Below are 21,761 nucleotides of genomic sequence, written 5' to 3' on the forward strand. Positions count from 1 at the left end.
CGCGGTCTTATGACGAATTGCGATGGAGAGTGTGGCGAAATCCTTCGCCCGAAATCGCCTCGGAGGCCAGCGCGACATGCCGTCCCCCCGCTACTTCCTGCAGCATTTCGTGCCGTTCACCGGCTACCCCTACGCGGGGACGCCGACGGCGTGCAATCTGTGCGGATCGCGCGAGGCCGTGACCGTCGCCGAGACCGACCGGCGGCTGAAGACCTTGCGCTCGATCGCCTGCACCCAGTGCGGGCTGATCCGCACCGACCCGATGCCGACGCCGGACGAGCTGGCCGAGTACTACGCCACCGCCTACCGGGCCGATTACCAACTCGCCTTCGCGGGCGGCCCGCCGCGCCACCACCTCAACCGCTCGGCCCGCGAGGCGACCTTCCGCGCCGACCTGCTGGCGCCCAAGCTCAAGCCCGGCGCGCGGCTGCTCGATTTCGGCTCCGGCTCCGGCGAGTTCCTGGCCGAGGCGCGAAAGCGCGGCTGCGACGTGACCGGCGTCGAGCCGGGCCGCGACTACGCGAATTACGCCCGCGAGCACCACGGCGTCACCGTGCTGGACGAGGCCGAGAACCCCGAGACCTTCCCGGCCGGGCATTTCGACGTGATCTCGACGCATCACGTGCTGGAGCACCTGCGCAACCCGGCCGAGGCGGTGGAGCGGCTGGCCCGCTGGCTCAAGCCCGACGGCGTGCTCTACGCGGCGGTGCCGAACATGGCCGCCACCGGCAAGCCGCCGCACGAGCGCTTCCACTTCGCCCATGTCCACGGCTACGTCCGCGAGACCTTCGATCTGCTCGCCCGCCGCGCCGGCCTCGTGCCGCACACCGAGTACTGGCGCGAGGACACCACGGTGGTCTATCGCAAGACCGACGCGCCGCCCGCGCCGCTGAAGAATCCCGGCCTCGCCGAGCGCCTCGCGGTCGATCTGAAGCCGATGTCGGCGGGGCTGTTCCTCGCCTCCGGCGCCTGGATCTGGCCGGCGCTGCGGCGCAACGCCAAGGCGGTGCGGGACGGGCTCGCCCGGCGCTGAAGGCTATGTTGCCGAGTCACCTTACCCGCCGCGCCACCGTGGCGGGGCTGGGTGCCGGCCTGATCGCGGCGGGCACCGGACAGGCGTTCGCCGCCACGCCGACCTTCACGCTGCTCTTGGTCAACGACATCTACGCCATGGGCGAGGCGGAGGGCCGCGGCGGCTTCGCCCGGCTCAACGCCGTGGTGAAGGCGGAACGCGCCCGCGGCGTGCCGCTGCTCTACGCCCATGCGGGCGACTGCTTCTCGCCCTCGCTGATGTCGGGCTTCGACCGGGGCGCCCATATCGTGGCGCTGCACAACCTCGCCCCGCCCGACGTGTTCGTGCCGGGCAACCACGAATTCGATTTCGGCCCCAAGGTTTTCGCCGAGCGGCAGGCGGAGGCGCGCTTCCCGTTCTTCGCCGCCAACCTCCGCGACGGCGACGGCCGACCGCTGCCGGGAGTGAGGGATTCGGCGCTGATCGAGCTCGGCGGCGTCCGGCTCGGGCTTGTCGGCATCGCGCTGCAATCGACGCCGGAAAAGTCGCAGTCCGGCGACCTCCGCTTCGGGCCGGAGATCGAGACGCTCTCTGCCGAGGCCCAGAAACTCCGCGCGGCCGGCGCGCAGATGATCGTCGGCGTGTGCCACACCGCGCGGATCACCGACGACGCGATCGTGCGGGCCCGGATCGTCGACATCCTGCTCTCGGGCCACGACCACGACCTCGTGGTGCGCGACGACGGGCAGGCGGTGCTGGTCGAGTCGAGCCACGACGCCCATTACGTCACCGCCGTCGACGTGTTCGTCACCGCCGCGGGCGACGGTCCGTTGCGCTGGCGCGCGGCCTTCCGCGTCCACGACACCGCGCAGGTGACGCCCGACCCCGAGACCGCGGCGCTCGTCGCCCATCTCGAAGGCGACCTATCGCGCGAACTCGACGTCGTGCTCGGCACGACGCTGGCGCCCCTCGACAGCCGCATCGCCAGCGTCCGGCGGCACGAATCGAGCTTCGGCAGCTTGGTCGCCGACGCCGTGCGGGCCGGCACCGGCGCCGAGGTCGGCCTGATGAACGGCGGCGGCATCCGCGGCGACCGGCTCTATCCGGCGGGCGCCGCGATCACCCGCCGCGACATTCTCAGCGAACTGCCGTTCGGCAACTCGGTGGTGCTGGTGGCGATCGACGGCGCGACGCTGCGCGAAGCCCTGGAGAACGGTTTTCGCGACCTTGGCCGCTCATCCGGCCGCTTCCTGCACGTCTCCGGCCTCACCGTGACGCTGGACCCCAAGGCGCCGCCCGGCCGGCGGGTCGTCGCGGTCGATGTCGGCGGCGAACCGCTCGATGCGGCCCGAACCTACCGGGTCGCGGCCAACGACTTCATGCTGCGCGGCGGCAACGATTACGGGATGCTGGCGAAGGGCCGCACCCTGATCGGCGCGACCGATGGAAAGCTCCTGGCCAACGAGGTGATGACCTATATCCGCCTCCACGCACCACTGCCGGCGGTGACGGGCCCACGCCTCAAGGTTCTGCCGTGACCCAGCCTGATCTCTTCGCCGAACCCTCGGCCGAGCCCTCCGCCGGCCCCGTCGCGGCGGCGCTCGCGGCCTTCCGCGACGGCGGCTCCCCCTGGCTCGCCCTCCCCTTCTTCCGGGAGGGCGCCGCCGACGCGGTCGCGAAAAAAATCGATGCCCGCGTGGCGGCCGGCGCGCAGGTCCTGCCCGATCCGTCGGCGATCTTCCGGGCGCTGACGCTGACGCCGCTACCCGCGGTCAAGGCGGTGATCCTGGGCCAGGACCCCTACCCGACGCCGGGCGACGCCAACGGGCTCGCCTTCTCCTATGTCGGCGGACGCCGCCTCCCGGCCTCGCTCAAGGTGATCCTCGCCGAACTCGCGCCCGAGGGCCAGAAACCCGACCTCTCGACCGGCGACCTGACGCCCTGGGCGGAGCGCGGCGTGCTGCTGCTCAATTCCGCCCTGACGGTCGAGGCCGGCAAGGCCGGGGCGCATCTGCGGCTCGGCTGGTCGCAGCTCACCGACGAGGCGGTGGCGGCGGTCTCGGCTCGCGAAGAACCTGCCGTGTTCCTGCTCTGGGGCGCCCAGGCCCGCGCCCGCGAGGCGCTGATCGACACGGCTCGCCACGGCGTTATCGCCTCGGGCCACCCCTCCCCGCTCAACCGCGCCCGCGACTTCCCCGGATCGCAGCCCTTCACGCGCGCAAACGCATGGCTCGAACAAAACGGACGGGCGCCGATCGACTGGCGCCTCACCTGAAATATCGTTCCTCTTCGCACATGCAAAAAGCCCCGCCACAGGGGCGGGGCCGATCTACCGAAGCGATGTTCGGAAGGATTATGCGGCGAGGCGGGCGCCGGCCGGGAGCGTGACGTTCTCGTTGGCCGAGGCGTAGGTCTTGGCCGGAGCGGTGTGCGCGGTGCCGGTCGCCTGCAGGCTGGTCAGCTCGCCGGCGGAGACGTGCGAGCCCTCACCGCCGAAGCGCTCGGCCAGGAAAACGACGAGCGACACGTTGGCGATGGCGGCAGCGAGAACGAGGAGAGCGATCATCGGGGCGGGTCCGTGCTTGGTGCGTTGCGTTGGATTTTATATCGCACTGCACACTGGGATTTGGTATGCCAGATGCCGCGAAGCCGATATTCCGTCGATGCATGGCTCAGGGGCGGATTGTCGGGATTAAATCCATCATTTGAGAGCTGGGCGATGCTTTAGGGTGGATACGGCGGGATATCATTCCGGTTTGCGTGCTCTGACAGCATGGCAGTGGAATTATCCGTCCCCCGGCTGATCGCATCGATGACCGCCCTACGCCGTCATTGCGAGGCGAAACTGACGCAATCCAGAGCGCGACGACGCCGGAAAGGGCGAATGCGCTCATGAAGCGGTCCAGCGCCGCGCCTCATTCGACCCATGCGGAGCGCTGGATTGCGTCAGTTTCGCCTCGCAATGACGGAGTGGCTGAGAAGGCAGCGGTCCTATCACCGGCTTCGAACCGTCAGCGGCGCGGACCACCCCCTTGCCAAGTCCGGCCTCACGCGAAACACCATCCCCAGCGGGTTCACAATAAAACCCGCGGGGGAGGAACGCCGTGGTCAAGCTGAACCGCATCTACACCCGCACCGGCGACAAGGGCACGACCGGGCTGGCCAACGGCGAGCGGCGCTCGAAGGCGGATCTGCGGGTCGAGGCCTACGGCACCGTCGATGAGACCAATGCCTGCCTCGGGCTCGCCCGCCTCCACGCCGAGCCGGCCCTCGACGCCATGCTGGCGCGCATCCAGAACGACCTGTTCGATCTCGGCGCCGACCTCGCCACCCCGCCGAGCGAGGAGCCGCTGGGCTACGAGCCGCTGCGGGTGGTGGCCGCCCAGGTGCAGCGCCTGGAGACCGAGATCGACGCGCTGAACGAAAACATCCCGCCGCTGAAGTCCTTCGTGCTGCCCGGCGGCTCGCCCACGGCCGCCGCGCTCCATCTCGCCCGCACCGTCTGCCGCCGGGCCGAGCGGCTGGTGGTGTCGCTCTCGGCCAACGAGCGCGAGGCGATCTCGGCAGAAGCGCTGCAATACCTCAACCGCCTGTCGGACTTCCTGTTCGTGGCCTCCCGCGCGGCCAACCGCGACGGGGCCGACGACGTGCTCTGGGTTCCCGGCCAGAACCGCTAGATTCCGCAGGCCACTCCTCCAGATAGGCGCGTTGACAAGCGGGAAATCGGCTCGTTACGGTCCCGCCGCTCAGACAATCAAGATCGGATTGCCGTCGCACGGGCGTGGCCGCCTCACGGGCGCCCGCCTGCCATCCGACGGCACGGAGGAAAGCGACTGCCATGAAGGTTCTGGTGCCCGTCAAGCGGGTCGTTGACTACAACGTGAAGATCCGGGTGAAGGCCGACGGGTCGGGCGTGGAACTCGCCAACGTCAAGATGTCGATGAACCCCTTCGACGAGATCGCCGTCGAGGAGGCGATCCGCTTGAAGGAGAAGGGCAAGGCCACCGAGATCGTCGCCGTCTCGATCGGCCCGCAGCAGGCGCAGGAGACGTTGCGCACCGCGCTCGCCATGGGCGCCGACCGCGCCATCCTGATCAAGACCGACGTGAATTGCGAGCCGCTGGCGGTGGCCAAGCTCCTCAAGGCGGTCGTCGAGAAGGAGAGCCCCGAACTCGTCATCCTCGGCAAGCAGGCGATCGACGACGATTCCAACCAGACCGGCCAGATGCTCGCCGCCCTGCTCGGTTGGCCGCAGGGCACCTTCGCGTTCAAGCTCGAATTCGGTGAGGGCGCGATCGACGTGACCCGCGAGGTCGATGGCGGCCTCCAGACCGTGGCGCTGAAGCTCCCGGCTATCGTCACGACGGACCTGCGCCTCAACGAGCCGCGCTACGCCTCGCTCCCCAACATCATGAAGGCCAAGAAGAAGCCGCTGGAGGAGCTGGCCCCCGACGCGCTCGGCGTCGATGTCTCACCGAAGCTCACCGTGGTGAAGGTCGCCGAGCCGCCGGGCCGCTCGGCGGGCGTCAAGGTCGGCTCCGCGGCGGAACTCGTCCAGAAGCTCAAGGTCGAGGCCGGCGTCCTCTAGTTTTTTCCAGACTCGCGCGCCGCTCCCGGAAGGTCGAGCGGCGCTAACCCCCTCATTCGAAAGGTCTCTCGATGACCACGCTCCTCTACGTCGAGCACGCCGACGGCAAGATCAAGGACGGCACGCTCAAGGCCCTCACCGCGGCCAAGCAGCTCGGTGGCCCGATCCACGCGCTCGTGGCCGGCGCCAACTCCAAGGCGGCGGCCGAGGCCGCGGGTAAGCTCGACGGCGTCGAGAAGGTGCTGAACGCCGAGGACGCGGCTTACGACCACGACCTCGCCGAGACCAACGCGGCGCTGATCGTCTCGCTCGCCGAGCCCTACGACGCCATCGTCGCCGCCGCGACGACGACCGGCAAGAACACCCTGCCCCGCGTCGCCGCGCTCCTCGACGTCGCTCAGGTCTCCGACATCATCAAGGTCGTCTCGCCCGACACGTTCGAGCGGCCGATCTACGCCGGCAACGCGATCCAGACCGTGCAGGCGGGTGCGGGCAAGCGGGTCATCACGGTCCGCACCGCCGCCTTCAAGGCCGCGGAAGAGGGCGGCTCTACCGCCGCCGTCGAGGCGGTCTCGGCGGCAGCACCCGACGCGCTCGGTGCCGCCTACAAGTCCGAAGAGATCGCCAAGTCCGACCGGCCGGAGCTGGCGTCGGCCAAGTTCATCGTTTCCGGCGGCCGCTCGCTCGGATCTTCGGAAAAATTCAAGGAGCTGATCGAGCCGCTGGCCGACGCGCTGGGCGCCGCGGTGGGCGCCTCGCGCGCGGCGGTCGATGCCGGCTACGCCCCCAACGACTGGCAGGTCGGCCAGACCGGCAAGGTGGTCGCCCCCGATCTCTACGTCGCCGTCGGCATCTCCGGCGCGATCCAGCATCTGGCCGGCATGAAAGACTCGAAGGTCATCGTCGCCGTCAACAAGGACGAGGACGCGCCGATCTTCCAAGTGGCGGATTACGGCCTCGTCGGCGACCTGTTCCAGGTCGTGCCGGACCTGCAGGCCGAGATCGCCAAGGCGAAGGACCGGTAAAAATCGACCATTCCGCGCTCGCCTTGGGGCGGGCGCGGGCCAATGGGCCCCAGGGCTTGGAACGAGTCCGGTTTGACGCATTTGTTGCAGTGCCGCATGGTATACAGGCGGTTCGCCCGGCGATGCCGCAGCAGGTGAGACGCGAGACGGGTATGGGCATCGAGATCAAGACGGTCGGCATCATCGGTGCCGGCCAGATGGGGACCGGCATCGCGCATGTCTGCGCGGCCTCGGGCCTCGACGTCCGGCTGAACGACCGCGATTCCGGGCGGCTCGACGCCGGCCTCGCGCAGATCGACGCGAACCTCACGCGTCAGGTGCAGAAGGGCAGCCTGAGCGAGGATCAGCGCCGCACCGCCCTGGAGCGGATCGGCCTCGCCCGGGGCTTCGCCGACCTCGGCGCCTGCGACCTCGTGATCGAGGCCGCGACCGAGGACGAGGCGACCAAGCGCAAGATCTTCCAGGACCTGTGCCCGTCGCTCAAGCCCGACGCGCTGGTGGCCACCAACACCTCCTCGATCTCGATCACGCGGCTCGCCGCCTCGACCGACCGGCCGGACCGCTTCATCGGCATCCACTTCATGAACCCGGTGCCGGTGATGCAGCTCGTCGAGCTGATCCGCGGCATCGCCACGGAAGACCCGACCTACGAATCGGCCAAGGCCTTCATCGGCCGGCTCGGCAAGACCTCGACGATGTCGGAGGATTTCCCGGCCTTCATCGTCAACCGCATCCTGCTGCCGATGATCAACGAGGCGATCTACACGCTCTACGAGGGCGTCGGCTCGGTCGAATCGATCGACACGGCGATGAAGCTCGGCGCCAACCACCCGATGGGTCCGCTCCAGCTCGCCGACTTCATCGGTCTCGACACCTGCCTGTCGGTGATGCAGGTGCTCTACGAGGGCCTGGCGGATTCGAAGTACCGCCCCTGCCCGCTGCTGGTGAAATACGTCGAGGCCGGCTGGCTCGGCCGCAAGACCAAGCGCGGCTTTTACGATTATCGCGGCGAGACGCCGATTCCGACAAGATAATTCGGGCCTCAAGCGCCGGCGGCCGCGTCCGCGGCCTTAGGCTTCTCGCTCCGCTAGACGCCTCGGCGTAGCCGAGGCCGCTGCGCGCGGCGCTCTTCGCGCCGGGCCATACGGTGCTGCCGCACGATCCACGTGGTGGGCCAGGTTTTTGTCTACCGCGTCCCGTACATCCGATCACCCGCGTCGCCGAGGCCGGGGACGATGTAGCCGTGCTCGTTGAGGCGCTCGTCGATCGCTGCGGTCCAGACTGGCACGTCCGGGTGCGCCGCCTGGAACCGGGCGATGCCCTCGGGGGCGGCGAGCAGGCAGACGAAGCGCAGGTCCTTGGCGCCGCGGCTCTTCAGCCGCTCCACCGCGGCCACCGCCGAGTTGGCGGTCGCCAGCATCGGGTCGAGCACCAGCACGGTGCGGTCGCCGAGGTCGGACGGCGACTTGAAGTAATACTCCACCGCCTGGAGCGTGTCGGGGTCGCGGTAGAGCCCGATATGGGCCACGCGCGCCGAGGGCATCAGCGAGAGCATCCCGTCGAGGAAGCCGACGCCGGCCCGCAGGATCGGGGCGAGCACGAGCTTCTTGCCGGCGATCTGGCGGCCCTCCATGGGCCCGATCGGCGTCTCGATCGAGATCTCTTCCAGCGGCAGGTCGCGGGTCACCTCGTAGGCCAGCAGCATGCCGATCTCGTTGAGGAGTTCGCGAAACCCCTTCGTCGAGCGGTCGCGGTCGCGCATCATCGTCAGCTTGTGCTGGACGAGCGGATGATCGACCACCGTCACCGCAGACGCCCCGCCGCTTGCCGCCTGCATCGAACCGTGCCTCCACCCTGTCTGACGGCGCACGATGCCACGAAGGCCCCGCGAAGCCGAGACGGCTCGCGGGGTTATCCGTTCGGATGTCGGGCGCGGAGCCCTCAGACGGTCTTTTCCTCCTGCTTCGTCTCCTCGGCGGGAGGCGGCGGAGAGAAGCATTCCCGGATCTTAGGCGCGAGGTACTCGCCGATGGCCCGACCACCCAGGGGCAATCCGCCCTGCGCGAGCGGAAGGCCCTCACCGTCGAAGCGCCAGTGGACCCCGAGCCAGACACGGGATTCGATGTTCTCAGCGATGGCCTTTGTGAGGTTCAGCGTGCGCCGATGAGCGGTGCGCACGGAGCCATCGGGATCGACGTTGCGGCCGTTCAACTCCTCGGACTCGACCGCGAAGGACAGGTTGGGATCGCCCCCCTCATCGACGAGGAACTGGCGGACGATCTCGAAACAGGTCGTCCCGAAGGCCGCGTGGCCGGACGGGTAGGCCGGGAAGTTCGGCGTCCGGGACAGGGCGCCGCGCTGATTGGTCTGCGGCGCACCGAGAGGACGCTAGAACGGATCGCCGTTCACCACGGCTTTCCCTTCGTGCTTGCCGGGTCCGAAGCCCTCGTCCTCCTGCCGGATGCCGATCACCGGCCGCCAGAGATCGTGGGCGTACTTGGCCTGCCACGCGACGATCCCGGCATCGGCCATGCCGACATTGATCAGGGCGAACAGCCGCGCGAGGGCGGCCTCCCCGAATTTCTTTTCGGACTTTTCGTCATGAGCCTCCACGACGGCGCGGACGCACTGATTATAGAGCCGCGGCGGCGTGCCGATCCGCCACGCCCCGTCATAGGCCCAGAACAGGCCGATGATCGTCTCGTCGAGCGTGCGGTGCGTCGAGCGGGCGTCGCCCTTGTCGCGCACCTCGGTGTATTCCTTGCTGTACCGACCGTTCGAATCGGACAGATCGCAGAGGGGCGGCGCGCCGAGGATCGTGGTGTTGTCGTAGCCCGCCGCTTCGGGCTTCGTCGTCGGGCGGCAGAACGACACAAGCTCGCCCCAGCGCGGATTGAGCCGGCCCTGATCGAAGGCTTAGGGGTCCGCCTGGTGATGGCATCGTTCGACCTTATAGTTCCTGTCGTCGGGTTGCCCGACGATCGGCGTATCGCCCTCCCGGTCCTTGATCATCGCGGCGCCGACCTTCGCACCGAAGGCTTTGCCTGCATCGATCGAGGCCTGAGTGGCGCCGCCCGCCCGCAGCATCTGCGTGTAGAACGCCGCCCTGTCTTCGACGTAAGCCTTCTGCGCGGCGTTCTTGAACAAGGCTTGCATCGTCGAGACGGCGGCGCCCGTCGCCGCGGCGCCGACCGGTCCGGCGGGAGCCGCACCGACCGCGAGGCCGAACGGCGTCAGGCCTGAGGCCGGATCGCTCAGCGCCAGGGCCTCGTACATGGCGACGTGGATCATCGCCAGAGCCCGCGACGTCCGGGTCGGCCCGGCCTGCTCCGGCATGATCATGGGTGCGCCGGACGAGCCGACGAACGGCTCGTAATCGCGGCGAGCCAGTTCGAGGGCAACTTCATTCCAGAAATAAATCGCGCTTTCGGCCACAACCGCTCTCCCGATCAATATTGGGAGCGCCGATCATGCATGACTTATTTCGAATCACAATAGGGAAATTTTATACACAAACCACGAAAATTAAAGATGATAACATCAAGCAGACGGCAGGACTGGATATTGCCAATCAACATCCATCAGTAAATGATCTGAATTTGGCAATAAACTCTGAATGACACTAAACACTGGGATGATAAATCCAATGGATACGGAAGCGACGTGAGTTAACGCCGAAGCTTAGTTTCAGCTCCATCCCGCTGTTGAGTTCACCTGCACGGCTCGACGAGGCGGCGATGACGGCGGAGATCGAGCCCCTGCGAAGCATCGGCCGCGGACGATGCCGAGGCACGACCGCAACGCTCGGCACGGCGTCCACGGACGGCTTCACAGGCAGCCCGAATCGCGGCGCGTGGGAGCCGCGCCCGGTTCTTATGCCCCATCGGCTTCCTCCGACCGGCCGGCGGCCGTCTTTCGGGCCGATGCTCTACCCCTGATGCGGCAGAGCCGGCGCCCCCTTCAGCACCAGCACGGCCCGCGCGGGCAGATCGACCGTGCCGCCGGCCTCGACCGCCGGGCGGCTGCCCTCGGGGACGGTGCCGACGGGGAGCGTGGTGTCGAAGACCGGGCGCCAGGGGCCGCCGAGCGTAGGCGGCAGGGCGAAGGGGCACGGACTGGTCGCGGCGTTCATCAGGATCAGCACGCGCTCGGAGCCGGCGATGTCGTTGCTCATCTGCATGCCGAAGGCTTGGCGTTCGCCGTCGGCCCAGGCGGCGCCGTCCATCTCGGCGGCGTCGGGGGAGAGCCAGTGCACGTCCTTGAGGCCGGTGCCCTCGACCTCGGCCCCCATGAGGAAGCGGCGCCGCCGCAGCGACCGGCAGACGCGGCGCAGGGCCGCGAGGTTGGCGACGAATTCGGTGAGCGCCGGATCGGGATCGGTCTCCCAATCGATCCAGCTCGCGGCGTTGTCCTGGCAATAGGCGTTGTTGTTGCCGTTCTGCGTGCGCGAGCGCTCGTCGCCCATCAGCAGCATCGGCACGCCTTGGGCGAAGAACACGCAGGCCAGCATGTTGCGCTTCTGGCGGGCGCGGACGCCGAGGATTTCGGCATCGTCGGTCGGCCCCTCGATTCCGTAGTTGGAGGTGAGGTTGTGGCCGTGGCCGTCGCGGTTGCCCTCGCCGTTGGGCTCGTTGTGCTTCTCCTCGTAGGCGACCGCGTCGGCCAGCGTGAAGCCGTCGTGGGAGGCGACGAAGTTGATGCTGGCCAGCGGCGAGCGGCCGGACGGTAAAAAAATCTCGCGCGAGCCCGAGAGGCCCTGCGTCAGCTTGGCGAGCGTGCCGCGATCACCGCGCCAGAATCCCCGGAGGTTGTCGCGGAACTGGTCGTTCCACTCGCTCCAGCCGTAGGGGTAGCCGCCGAGCCGATAGCCGCCCATGCCGATGTCCCACGGCTCGGCGATGAGTTTTACGCGCGACAGGATAGGGTCCTGCTGCACGGCCTGAAAGAACGGCGCTTCGGGCGAAAAATCGTAGGGGGCGCGGCCGAGGCTGGAGGCGAGATCGAAGCGGAAGCCCGCCACGCCGTAGACCGTGACCCAGTGGCGTAGGCTGTCGAGCACCATCCGCATCACGCGGGGATGGGCGACGTTCAGCGTGTTGCCGCAGCCGGTGCAGTCGATGTTGCGGCGGCGATCTTCCGGATCGAGCTTGTAGTAGCTGGCGTTGTCGATGCCGCGGAAGGCGAGCGTCGGCCCGAGATGATCGCCCTCGGCCGTGTGGTTGTAGACCACGTCGATCAGGGTCTCGATGCCGGCCGCGGCCAGTTCGCGGATGGCGAAGCGCAGCGCGCTGGCGTCACCCCCGCCGAGATAGCGCGGCTCGGGGGCGAAGTAGTTGAAGGGCTGGTAGCCCCAGAAGTTGGTCAGTCCCTTCTCGACGAGGAAGCGGTCGTCGGCGAAGGCCTGGATCGGTAGGAGTTCGAGGGCGGTGACGCCGAGCTTGAGCAGGTGCTCGATGATCGCCGGATGGGCCAGCCCGAGATAGGTGCCGCGCTCCGCGTCCGAGAGCGCCGGATGCGTCATGGTCAGCGCCTTGACGTGGGCCTCGTAGATCACGGTCTCGTGCAGCGGCCGGGGGGCGGCGAGCGGCGTCGGTTCTGGGGCGTCGGGCCGGGTGACGACGCCGCGCGGCATGAACGGGGCGCTGTCGCGGCGGTCGATCTGGTCCTCGCGGGCGCCGCCGCGGCGGTGGCCGTAGAGCGCGTCGTGCCAGCGGATGCGGCCGGCGATCTCGCGGGCATAGGGGTCGAGGACGAGTTTGGCGGGGTTGAAGCGGTGGCCCGCGGCGGGCTCCCACGGGCCGGAGACGCGGTAGCCGTAGAGCTGGCCCGGCAGCAGGCCGTGGACGTAGCCGTGGACGATGTCGTCGGTCCGGCTCGGCAGGCGGATCGTGCGCGATTCGTAGCGGGCACCCGGCTCGAACAGGCAGAGATCGACCGCGGTCGCGTGCTGCGAGAAGAGGGCGAAGTTGACGCCGCGGCCGTCGAAATGCGCGCCGAGCGGCGTCGGCAGGCCCTCCTCGATGACGATCATCCCGGTCCTTCGTCGTGGGCGCGCCTTACGGGCGCCGGGCCTCCTTGTTGGGGTTAAAGACTGGTGGGGCGAAGCTCAAGCCGCGGGCGGGGCCGCTCAAGGTTCGGACCGGCCAAAGGATGACAACGGTCCGGTTTTCACCCCTCCGCCGTCATTCCGGGGCCGCGAAGCGGAACCCGGAATCCACCCGTGATGCGCGGCTGTGTGATGCGTCGCGGCCAGTCATGGATTGCACGCCTCCGGCGCGCCCCTTCGGGTCTGGGTTCGCTTCGCGCCCCGGAATGACGGTGAGGAGTTGGCTGGGGAGGCTCGGTCTCGCATCAGGCAGGTTCCCTGACGCGACTTCGCACTCGAACCGCTACCAACGATAGCGCAGGCCCACCGTCCCGTACTGCACGCCGCCGCCCGCCCGGTTGAAGAACGGCAGGTCGCCGCCGGAGCGGTGGTGGAAGCGGAAGATCAGGTCGAGGTCGGGCCGGCTCGGCAGGCCGAAGGTCAGCTCCGGCGAGAGGTAGTGCAGCAGGTTCTGGCCCTCGACGCCGGCCCGGCGCGACTCGAAGGCCGGGACGCCGGTGGCGTAGTTGAGGCCGATCGAGATGCCGACCGTGGTGCGCAGGTACTCGTCCCAGGGGAACCACTTCCAGCGGAAATACAGCGCGCCCCAGCCCTCGCCCTCGTGCAGCGAGCCGAACCGTTTGCCCACGCCCACCTCGGTCTCGATGGAGGCGAAGCGGTCGAAGCGCACGACCTCGCGGGAGAAGGCGCCGCCGACGAAGGTGCTCGACCCCCAGCGCCAGTCCCACGGGCCCTGATGCTTGGTGAGGAAGATCTCCCACATGGAGGTCTCGACGAGCTGGCCGGCGAACAGGGTCGCAGTGCAGTCCGCCCGGCACGGCGCGAAGGGCGAGCGCAGTTCCACGTCGAAGGCGCGGGCCTCGCGCCCGCCCGCGAGCGGGCCGACGAGGGCGCACAGAAGCGTCAGGAGGAAGACGAGGCCGCGGCGCGAGACTTTCCCGGCGGATCGGTTGGTGAAGTGGCCGGGCAAAGCGAAAATCCGATCCGAATCGATCACGAGATCAATGCACGTCGGACGGCCTGCCGTAGATCGGCCCGCGCCCCCGCGAACCGGACGACGCTGCACAATCGTGCAGGGAATGAGAAGTGTCCGGCCTGCCACCGGGACTGTATCCGCGCAGGCCGGTGCAATGCCGCGCCCGGTGTGATGCAATCGACACGGCCGATCACGCAATCGTCATTTGCGAGAGGGCCGGTCGCGACGGGGCAAAAAAGAACGACCGGACCTCACGATCCGGCCGTCACCTCGATAAAACAGACAAAAAACTACTCGGCGGCGGCGGCGGTCGCCCGCGGCGGCCCGCGCTCGACGGTGCGGAAGGATTCGAGTTCGGCCATGTAGCTGCGGGCCCACCAGTCGACGTCCTCGCGCAGCATGCGCTCGGCCATCGGCTTCCAACGCTCCAGGCGCTCGGCCCGCGGCATGTAGAGCGCCTGCCGGATGGCCTCCGCCACCTCGAACCGGTCGTAGGGGTTGACCAGCAGCGCCTCGGGCAGCTGGCGCGCCGCGCCCGCGAACTTCGAGAGCACGAGGACGCCGGGGTCCTCCTCGCTCTGGGCCACGACGTATTCCTTGGCGACCAGATTCATGCCGTCGCGCATCGGCGTGACGAGGCCGACGCGGGCCGCCCGGTAGAGGCCGGCGAGCACAGGGCGCGGATAGGCCTTGGTGACGTACTGGATCGGCGTCCAGGCGGGCTCGCCGAGCGTGCCGTTGATGTCGCCCACCTTCTCGTTCACCTCGCGCGAGAGCTGCTCGTATTCCGGCACCTCGCTGCGGGATTTCGGGGTGATCTGGATGTAGACGACGTTGCCGCGCTGGTCCGGGTTCGAGGCGAAGAAGCGGTCCACCGCCTCCATGCGCTCGGGTACGCCCTTCGAGTAGTCGAGCCGGTCGACGCCGATGAGGAGCTTGCGGGTGCGCAAGCCCGCCATGGTCTCGCGCACCACCTTGTTGGAGCCGGCCTTGTCGGCGGCCTCCTTGAAGCCGGCGACGTCGATGCCGATGGGAAAGGAGCGGATGCGGGTGCGCCGCCCATCGACCATCAGGGCGCCGCCGCCCAGCGGGATCGCCCGCATCGTGTCGATGAAGTTGCGCGACAGATTCTGCACGTCGGCGTCGGTCTGGAGGCCGATCAGGTCGTAATCGGCCATGGCGCGCAGCAGCTCGCCGCTCGCCGGCAGGGTGTTGAACACGTCGGCCGCGGGCCAGGGGATGTGATGGAAATAGCCGATCGGGTTGGCAATGCCCTGGCCGCGCAGTTCGCTCGCCAGCGGCAGCAGATGGTAGTCGTGCACCCAGATCAGGTCGTCTGGCTCGACCAGTTTGGCGAGGGCGCGGGCGAAGGTCTGGTTGACGCGCTGGTAGCCGGCATAGTCCGAGCGCGAGAAGGTGCCGAGCCCGATGCGGTAATGCATGATCGGCCACAGCGCCCGGTTGGCGAAGCCGGCGTAGTATTCGCGGTGGTCCTGGGGCGAGAGGTCGAGGACGGCGTACTGGATCGGCCCGCGGTCGATCAGCTCGGGCTCCGGGCTCGGGTTCTCGGTGATGTTGCCGCTCCAGCCGAACCACAGCCCCTCGTAGGAGGAGAACGCCTCCTTGACCGCGACGGCGAGGCCGCCCGCGGAGACCGCATCCTTGCCCTCGGCAGGCACGGCGACACGATTCGAGACGATGATCAGACGTGCCACGAACCCGGCTCCGCTCCTCGTTGCAGCGGGCGCGAGGGGTGCGCCCGCCTGTAGAGTCTTAAACGTCCGTGGGAAAACGCGCGGAAGTCGTGCGCGATCCGTCCGGGTGCAGCCAAGCGCATCGCTTTCCGCCGGTCAAGCGATGACAGACGACTCCCACGTGTCAGACGGGTGATCGCAGCGGCCGTCCGCACCGGAGGGCCGGATGCCCGTCGCATCGTCTCGCGCCTGACCACGCGTGCACCTCCCCTGAGCGGTTCCCTACTCTTCGCCCCGCCGAAGCGTGAAGCGGAACAGGGCGTTGGAGGCGGAACCCCTCAGCATGGCTGTCGGTTCTCCGGCCGAATCCTTTTGCCGCCGCATCCCGGCGCCGCCCGCCCCCACCGCTTCGTGCTTGCAGGAGTTGAGACCATGACCGCCTCCGCGTCACCGGACCCCGTCGGCGGGGCCGACCTGAAGGACCTGCGCCACGACGTCGAGGACACCGCCCAGCTCGCCGCCGAGCGCGGCCGGGGCCTCGCGGCCGCCGCCCGCAAGCAGGCCTATGCCTATGTCGATCAGCGGAAAGGCGAGGCCGCCCGCTCGGTCGGCGATCTGGCGAAGTCCCTGCGCGATTCGGGCAACACCTTCGAGGACCGGCCCAACATCCGCGCCTTCTTCGACAGCGCCGCGGAAGGGCTCGACGACCTCGCCGGCTCGATCGAGCGGCGCGGCCTCGACGACTTCTACGCCGAGGCCGAGGCCTTCGCCCGGCGCTCGCCGGTGACGACCGCGGTCGCGACGTTCGCCGCGGGCTTCCTGCTCGCGCGCTTCATCAAGGCCTCGGGCGAGCCCGAGACGGCCTACGACCGCGACTACCGGGCCTGAGGGAACGAGACGAACGCCATGACCAGCCCCCCGCCCCCACCACCCCCCTCCTCCTCGATCCAGGCGCTCATCGCCGATGCGCTGCGCGAGGCGAGCGAACTCGCCGGCAAGGAGATCGCGCTCTTCCGCACCGAGATGACGAACAACGTCCGCTCGCTGTTCGTCGGCCTCGGCATGATGGTGTTCGCCGCGGTGTTCGCGGTGACCGCGATGCTGGTGCTGATCGGCGCGCTGGTGAAGTTCGTCGCGACCCTCGTCGGCTCCGAGTGGCTCGCCGCCGTCCTCGTCGGCGGCGCGATGCTGCTCGTCGCGGTGATCCTCGGCGTGCTCGGCGCCCGCGCGATGTCGCTGTCGAACCTCGCCCCGACCCGGACCTCCCGCCAGGTCCGCCAGGATGCCCGCGCTCTGACGGAAAGGGTCTCGGGATGAGCGAATCGATCTCGGATCTGGAAAAGGATATCGAGCAGCGCCGCGCCCGGCTCGACGAGACCATCGACCGCATCCAGGGCCGCCTCAACGCGTCGAGCCTCGTGGACGAGATGCTGGGCTCCGCCCGGCGCACGCCCTACAGCGGCTTCTACGACGAGGCCTTGGACACGGTGCGGCGCAACCCCGTGCCGGTGCTGCTGATCGCGGCGGGCGTCGGGCTGCTGCTCAACGGGATGCGCACCGGCCGCCAGCGGGCGAGCCGCGCCCTCGTGCCGGTGGACGCCACGCCCGTCACCGTGACGGGCGCCGACCGCACCTACGATCCCGACGCTCCGGCCGGGAAGCCGCCGCACGACCTGCCCGGCGAGCGCCCGCAGGTCTGAACCCTGACATTGCGCGGCGCCGCTCGGCGCCGCCCCTCGGAGACGGAGCCCCCCATGAACCACGATCCCGCCATCCCGCCGCGCCCCACCGAGGGCGTCCCTCCGGTCGAGACCCTGCCCGAGCAGCTCGCCGCCAAGGCCGGCATGCCCCGCACCGAGAGCGTCGAGCACAGCCTGCACACCGCCTCGGACCGCGCCACCGCCGCGGGCCGCGACGCCAACGCCCGGCTGCAGCAGGGCCTGCACGACACCACCCGCGAGGCCGCCGAGCAGGCCTCGAACCTGCGCGACCGCGCCGCCGACAAGGCCTCCGAGTTGCGCGATCAGGCCGCCGACAAGGCGTCCGAGCTGCGCGACCGGGCGAGCGAGACTCTGCGCTCGGCTCGCGCCCGCGCCGAGGATACCTACGAGGACGCCCGCGCCTGGGCCGAGGACCGCTACGACAGCCAGCGCCGCCGCGCCGCCGACCTCGCCGACCGCGGGGCGGAGCGCCTGCACCGCGGCCGCACCGCCACCGAGGACTTCATCGCCGAGAACCCGCTGCTGGTCGGCGTCGTCGGCCTCGCCGCGGGCCTGCTGCTCGGCGCGCTGCTGCCGCGCACCCGCCAGGAGGACCGGGCGCTGGGCCCCTACGCCGACGACCTGCGCGGCCAGGGCGTGCGCTACGCCCGCGACCTGACCCAGCGCGGCCGGACCTTCGTCGAGACGGCGCTCGACCCGGACAACATCGACGCCGCCGTCCAGCGCGCCGCCGGCACGACGCCGGAGCGCGACGACCACGACGACGCGGAGCGGACGGCGCACCGGCTCTGAGAGAGGTGGGAGAAGCATCTCCCGCTTCCTCCCCACCACGCCGTCATTCCGGGGCCGCGAAGCGGAACCCGGAATCCACGACTGGCCGCGCCGCATCACGCAGCCGCGCATCACGGGTGGGCTCCGGGTTCCGCTTCGCGGCCCCGGAGTGACGGTGCGGGTGTCTCCGAAGGGGGCCTGATCGAACCGGGCTCACATCTCGCGGGAGGCTGCATCTTCGGCTAGCCTCCCGCCCATGACCCACGACGCGCCGCGGCTGCTCGCCTGCGGGGACACGGCCTTCACCATCGAGTTCGGCGACCGGATCGACCCGGCGCTCTCGGCCCGCGTGCTGGCCCTCGACGCCGCGCTACGGGCCGAGCCGCCGCCGGGCCTGTGCGAGACGGTGCCGACCTACCGCTCGCTCACCGTCCATCTCGATCCCCTCGTCGCCGACCCCGAACGATTCGGCCGTGCCGTGCTGGCACTCGCCGCCGAACCGCTGCCGCCGCCCGCCACCGCGCGGCTGTGGCGCATCCCGGTGGTGTATGGCGGCGAATTCGGGATCGATCTCGACGCGGTCGCGGCCCATCACGGGATCGCGCCGGAGGCCGTGATCGAGCGCCACGCCGCGCCGGAATACCGGGTGGCGATGATCGGCTTCCTGCCGGGCTACGCCTATCTCGAAGGGCTCGATCCCGGCCTCGCGCTCTCGCGCCACCCGCATCCGCGCCCTGTCACGCCCGCCGGTACCATCTCCATCGGCGGGGCGCAGGCGCTGGTGGCGAGCATCGCGGCCCCGAGCGGCTGGCACCTGCTCGGCCGCACGCCGTTCCGAAACTTCGTGCCGGCGCGCGATCCCGTCTTCCTGCTGCGCCCCGGCGACCGGGTGCGCTTCATGCCGACGCCCGCGGAACGCTGGGACGCGCTCGCCGCCGCCGCGGAGGCCGGCCAGACGGTGGCCGAACCGAGCGCGGCATGAGCGGCGTCCTCCATCTCCTGCGCCTCTCCGGCGCCGCCTCGATCCAGGACGGCGGCCGGCCCGGTTTCCTGCGCGACGGCCTCTCGGCCTCGGGGCCGATGGACCGGCTGGCGCACGCCGCCGCGAACGTCCTCGTCGGCAACCCGCCGGATGCGGCGGCGATCGAACTCGGCCTCGCGGGCGCGACGCTGCGGGCCGAGGGCGGGCCGGTGCGGCTGGCGCTCGCCGGCGCCTGCGGCCCGCTGCGGCTCGACGGCGAACCGCTCGCCGACCACCGCTCGTTCCTCTTGGCCGAGGGCGCGGAGTTGACCCTCGGGCGGCCCCGCGCGGGCGTGTTCGCCACGCTCGCGGTCGCGGGCGGATTCGGGCTGCACCCCGTCCTCGGCAGCGTCGCGCTCCACCGCCGCGCCGCCCTCGGCGGCCTCGACGGACGCCCGCTGCGCGAGGGCGACCGGCTGCCGCTCGCCGGGTCAGCGCCCGCGGGCGCGGCGGACCTTTGCCTCGATCCCGTCCCGCTGGAGAGCGACCGGCCGATCCGCGTCGTCCTCGGCCCCCAGGACGATTGTTTTGCGAGCGACGGCCTCGCGACCTTCCTCGAACAGGAATTCACGGTCTCGGGGCAGGCCGACCGGATGGGCTATCAGCTCGACGGACCGGCCATCGCCCACGGCGAGGGGGGCTTCAACATCGTCTCGGACGCCACCGTGATGGGCTCGGTGCAGGTGCCGGGCACGGGCCGGCCCATCGTGCTGATGGCCGACCGCCAGACCACCGGCGGCTATCCGAAGATCGCCACCGTCGTCTCGGCCGACCTTCGCCGGATCGCCCAGCGCCGGCCCGGCGAGGCGGTGCGGTTCGAGGCGGTCGATCTCGCCACCGCGCGAAAGCTCGCCCAAGGTCGGGCCGCCGCGCGCGACGCGCTCCAAGAGAACCTGCGGCCGGTGGTGGGCGCGGCCGAGCGGCTGATGGCGGCCAACGTCGCGGGCGCGGCGGTGGACGCGTTTCGCGACGATTGAGGTTTTCGCCCCGTGACCGAAACGGTCCTACGGCGTTGTCCGCCCATGTCGCGCGAACAATCCCAAACACCCCGCCTCGGCTTCTGCTGCACCTTCATCCCCGATGCGGACCCGGCGCATAAGACGCTCAAGGCCGCCAAGGACGCGGCCAAGCTGATGAATCTCGGCACCGTGACCATGGCCAATCTCGGGCGCCTCGGTCCCGCGGAGCGGCGCCGGAAGCTGGAGGACGTGGTGCGCCACAACCTCGCGGCGCTGGAGCGGCAGGTGACCTGGGTCGCCGCCCGCCCGCCGCTGGAGCGGCTGCTGCGGATGGCGAGTTCGATGCTGCCGGGCTTCACCCACCCGACCGCGATGCCGATCTACGCGGAAGCCTCGCTGCGCGCCCTGATCGAGGCCGGGCTCGCCCGCATCGGCGAGCGGGCACGAAAGGGCGGCGTGCGCCTCAGCATGCATCCGGGCCCGTTCTGCATCATCGCCTCGCGCAACCCGAATGCGCAGGCCAACGGCATCGCCGAGTTGGAGTACCACGCCGAAATCATGGCGATGCTGGGCTACGGCACCGGCTGGCATCCGCATGGCGCCCATCTCAACATCCATGTCGGCGGGCGCGAGCCCGGCATCGAGGGGTTCCGCGAGAGTCTTTCGTTGATCTCGGAGACCGCGCGCAACCTGCTCACCGTCGAGAACGACGAATCCTTGTTCGGCCTCGACGCGGTGCTGCGCCTCGGCGACCGGGTGCCGGTGGTGCTCGACCTGCACCATCACTGGGTCGAGAGCCGCGGCGAGTACATCGAGCCGGACGATCCGCGGGTTCAGGCGGTGATCGCCTCCTGGCGCGGCGTGCGGCCGGTCGCCCATATCAGCGTCTCGCGCGAGAGCGTGCTGCCGGACCACGATCCCGGTGCCCTGCCGGACTTCGTCGGCCTCTCCGAGCAGGGCCATTCCTGGCGCGACCTCGCCGCGCACTCGGACAAGATGTGGAACGAGGCGGTCAACGCGCTGGTGGCCCGCCACCTCGCCTGGGCCGATTTCGAGATCGAGGCCAAGGGCAAGAACCAAGCGAGCGTGCCGCTCGCCGCACAGATCGAGCGGCAGGTGGGGGCCGCGCGGGCCGCCGCTTGAGCGGGATCGGGCGTCTCGGCTACTGGCCGGACGAGACGCGCGCCCGAGGTCAGAGGGCGCCCCGTTCCGAAAGGCCGATCATGAAGACAGCCGACTGCGACATCCTGATCCTGCCGGGCTATGCCGGCTCCGAGGCGGAGCATTGGCAGAGTCGCTGGGCCGGGCGCCTCAAGACGGCGCGGGTGGTCGAGCAGGCGGACTGGCACAACCCCGATCCGGAATCCTGGCGCACCCGCATCGTCGAGGCGGTGGCGGCGGCGCGCCAGCCGGTGATCCTGATCGCCCACAGCCTCGGCGTGGTCGCCGCGGTCGAGGCCGCGCCCCGCTTCCCCGCGGGCGTCGTGCGCGGCGCGCTGCTCGTGGCCTTCCCGGACATCGAGGCGGGCGCGGCGCTCCCCGACAGCGTGCGCGCCTTCGCCCCCGTGCCGCGCGATCCCCTGCCCTTCCCCTCGCTCTTGGTCGCGAGCCGCACCGACCCGCACTGCACCTACGAGCGGGCCGAGGACTACGCCTATGCCTGGGGCTCCGCGCTGGTCGATGCGGGTGAATCCGGCCACATCAACGTCGCGAGCGGGCACGGACCCTGGCCCGAGGGCCTGATGCGGCTCGCGGGCTTCCTGAAGAACCTCTGAGCCGGCAAATTCTTCGAAGCGGCTCGACCGTGGGCTCGAGGAGTGGCTTGGCCGCCAGGAACATCCTCGGACGGCGCGGCGTTGGCGAACCATATCCCCCGTCACACCGCATC

23 protein-coding genes are annotated in these 21,761 nt (G+C 69.9%); 15 read left to right on the forward strand and 8 right to left on the reverse strand.

Features of this window, described 5'->3' with window-relative positions:
• Window positions 1-76 precede the first annotated feature (76 nt).
• From AAHG03_RS21550 to AAHG03_RS21560, 3 genes are read left to right on the forward strand one after another with little or no spacing between them, the layout of a single operon-like run.
• Window positions 77-1,033 (forward strand): class I SAM-dependent methyltransferase, encoded by a 957-nt coding sequence (locus tag AAHG03_RS21550; protein ID WP_342153082.1) that lies wholly within the window; start codon window positions 77-79, stop codon window positions 1,031-1,033.
• An 8-nt stretch (window positions 1,034-1,041) separates the two neighbouring features.
• A complete protein-coding gene (locus tag AAHG03_RS21555) occupies window positions 1,042-2,550 on the forward strand; it encodes a bifunctional metallophosphatase/5'-nucleotidase (RefSeq protein ID WP_412759779.1) in 1,509 nt (502 codons plus the stop codon).
• On the forward strand, window positions 2,547-3,287 hold the full coding sequence (locus AAHG03_RS21560; RefSeq protein ID WP_342153085.1) for a uracil-DNA glycosylase: 741 nt from the start codon (window positions 2,547-2,549) through the stop codon (window positions 3,285-3,287). The genes AAHG03_RS21555 and AAHG03_RS21560 overlap by 4 nt, the downstream gene beginning before the upstream one ends.
• A 78-nt stretch (window positions 3,288-3,365) precedes the next feature.
• Here AAHG03_RS21560 and AAHG03_RS21565 read toward each other — a convergent pair whose 3' ends face one another.
• Window positions 3,366-3,578 (reverse strand): hypothetical protein, encoded by a 213-nt coding sequence (locus tag AAHG03_RS21565; RefSeq protein ID WP_342153087.1) that lies wholly within the window; start codon window positions 3,576-3,578, stop codon window positions 3,366-3,368.
• A gap of 538 nt (window positions 3,579-4,116) precedes the next feature.
• On the opposite strand from AAHG03_RS21565, the gene AAHG03_RS21570 reads away from it, so the two are divergent.
• The 4 genes from AAHG03_RS21570 (at window position 4,117) to AAHG03_RS21585 (ending at window position 7,659) form a co-directional block, all read left to right on the forward strand.
• Entirely contained in the window at window positions 4,117-4,689 is a 573-nt protein-coding gene (locus AAHG03_RS21570) for a cob(I)yrinic acid a,c-diamide adenosyltransferase (RefSeq protein ID WP_342153089.1), read from the forward strand.
• A 161-nt stretch (window positions 4,690-4,850) separates the two neighbouring features.
• Window positions 4,851-5,600 (forward strand): electron transfer flavoprotein subunit beta/FixA family protein, encoded by a 750-nt coding sequence (locus tag AAHG03_RS21575; RefSeq protein ID WP_342153091.1) that lies wholly within the window; start codon window positions 4,851-4,853, stop codon window positions 5,598-5,600.
• Between the two features lie 71 nt (window positions 5,601-5,671).
• Entirely contained in the window at window positions 5,672-6,625 is a 954-nt protein-coding gene (locus tag AAHG03_RS21580; RefSeq protein ID WP_342153093.1) for an electron transfer flavoprotein subunit alpha/FixB family protein, read from the forward strand.
• A 152-nt stretch (window positions 6,626-6,777) separates the two neighbouring features.
• Window positions 6,778-7,659: a 3-hydroxybutyryl-CoA dehydrogenase gene (locus tag AAHG03_RS21585; RefSeq protein ID WP_342153151.1), complete on the forward strand. Its 882-nt coding sequence runs from the start codon at window positions 6,778-6,780 to the stop codon at window positions 7,657-7,659.
• Between the two features lie 152 nt (window positions 7,660-7,811).
• Here AAHG03_RS21585 and upp read toward each other — a convergent pair whose 3' ends face one another.
• From upp to AAHG03_RS21620, 7 genes are all read right to left on the reverse strand, one after another.
• The gene (gene upp / locus AAHG03_RS21590) at window positions 7,812-8,462 is read right to left on the reverse strand and encodes a uracil phosphoribosyltransferase (RefSeq protein ID WP_342153095.1); all 651 of its coding nucleotides are present in this window, start codon (window positions 8,460-8,462) and stop codon (window positions 7,812-7,814) included.
• 104 nt (window positions 8,463-8,566) lie between these two features.
• A complete protein-coding gene (locus AAHG03_RS21595; protein WP_342153096.1) occupies window positions 8,567-8,836 on the reverse strand; it encodes a phosphatase PAP2 family protein in 270 nt (89 codons plus the stop codon).
• A gap of 177 nt (window positions 8,837-9,013) precedes the next feature.
• Window positions 9,014-9,499 carry a phosphatase PAP2 family protein gene (locus AAHG03_RS21600; RefSeq protein WP_342153097.1) on the reverse strand — a complete coding sequence of 162 codons (486 nt, stop codon included), beginning with the start codon at window positions 9,497-9,499 and terminating at the stop codon, window positions 9,014-9,016.
• Window positions 9,500-9,541: 42 nt separating this feature from the next.
• Window positions 9,542-10,060: a hypothetical protein gene (locus tag AAHG03_RS21605; protein ID WP_342153098.1), complete on the reverse strand. Its 519-nt coding sequence runs from the start codon at window positions 10,058-10,060 to the stop codon at window positions 9,542-9,544.
• Between the two features lie 493 nt (window positions 10,061-10,553).
• Window positions 10,554-12,656 (reverse strand): glycogen debranching protein GlgX, encoded by a 2,103-nt coding sequence (glgX, locus tag AAHG03_RS21610; protein ID WP_342153100.1) that lies wholly within the window; start codon window positions 12,654-12,656, stop codon window positions 10,554-10,556.
• A gap of 358 nt (window positions 12,657-13,014) precedes the next feature.
• Complete coding sequence (locus AAHG03_RS21615) at window positions 13,015-13,701, reverse strand: hypothetical protein (protein WP_342153102.1); 687 nt, start codon at window positions 13,699-13,701, stop codon at window positions 13,015-13,017.
• A gap of 296 nt (window positions 13,702-13,997) precedes the next feature.
• Window positions 13,998-15,422 (reverse strand): alpha,alpha-trehalose-phosphate synthase (UDP-forming), encoded by a 1,425-nt coding sequence (locus tag AAHG03_RS21620; RefSeq protein WP_342153105.1) that lies wholly within the window; start codon window positions 15,420-15,422, stop codon window positions 13,998-14,000.
• A 411-nt stretch (window positions 15,423-15,833) separates the two neighbouring features.
• Between AAHG03_RS21620 and AAHG03_RS21625 the strand changes: the two genes are divergently transcribed.
• From AAHG03_RS21625 to AAHG03_RS21660, 8 genes are all read left to right on the forward strand, one after another.
• Window positions 15,834-16,289, forward strand: a complete 456-nt coding sequence (locus tag AAHG03_RS21625; RefSeq protein WP_342153107.1) for a hypothetical protein — start codon at window positions 15,834-15,836, stop codon at window positions 16,287-16,289.
• 18 nt (window positions 16,290-16,307) lie between these two features.
• Entirely contained in the window at window positions 16,308-16,718 is a 411-nt protein-coding gene (locus tag AAHG03_RS21630; RefSeq protein ID WP_342153109.1) for a phage holin family protein, read from the forward strand.
• Entirely contained in the window at window positions 16,715-17,101 is a 387-nt protein-coding gene (locus tag AAHG03_RS21635) for a DUF3618 domain-containing protein (RefSeq protein ID WP_342153111.1), read from the forward strand. The genes AAHG03_RS21630 and AAHG03_RS21635 overlap by 4 nt, the downstream gene beginning before the upstream one ends.
• A gap of 54 nt (window positions 17,102-17,155) precedes the next feature.
• Window positions 17,156-17,914, forward strand: coding sequence for a hypothetical protein (locus AAHG03_RS21640; RefSeq protein ID WP_342153113.1), 759 nt, complete (start codon window positions 17,156-17,158; stop codon window positions 17,912-17,914).
• 235 nt (window positions 17,915-18,149) lie between these two features.
• Complete coding sequence (gene pxpB, locus AAHG03_RS21645; protein WP_342153114.1) at window positions 18,150-18,875, forward strand: 5-oxoprolinase subunit PxpB; 726 nt, start codon at window positions 18,150-18,152, stop codon at window positions 18,873-18,875.
• Window positions 18,872-19,891: a 5-oxoprolinase subunit C family protein gene (locus AAHG03_RS21650; protein WP_342153115.1), complete on the forward strand. Its 1,020-nt coding sequence runs from the start codon at window positions 18,872-18,874 to the stop codon at window positions 19,889-19,891. Before pxpB ends, AAHG03_RS21650 begins: the two co-directional genes overlap by 4 nt.
• Before the next feature lie 45 nt (window positions 19,892-19,936).
• Window positions 19,937-21,016, forward strand: coding sequence for a UV damage endonuclease UvsE (locus tag AAHG03_RS21655; protein ID WP_342153116.1), 1,080 nt, complete (start codon window positions 19,937-19,939; stop codon window positions 21,014-21,016).
• A gap of 80 nt (window positions 21,017-21,096) precedes the next feature.
• Complete coding sequence (locus tag AAHG03_RS21660; protein WP_342153117.1) at window positions 21,097-21,648, forward strand: RBBP9/YdeN family alpha/beta hydrolase; 552 nt, start codon at window positions 21,097-21,099, stop codon at window positions 21,646-21,648.
• Window positions 21,649-21,761: the final 113 nt, after the last annotated feature.

Origin of the sequence: Methylorubrum subtropicum (assembly GCF_038442325.1) — a bacterium.
GTDB classification, from domain to species: Bacteria; Pseudomonadota; Alphaproteobacteria; order Rhizobiales; family Beijerinckiaceae; genus Methylobacterium; species Methylobacterium subtropicum.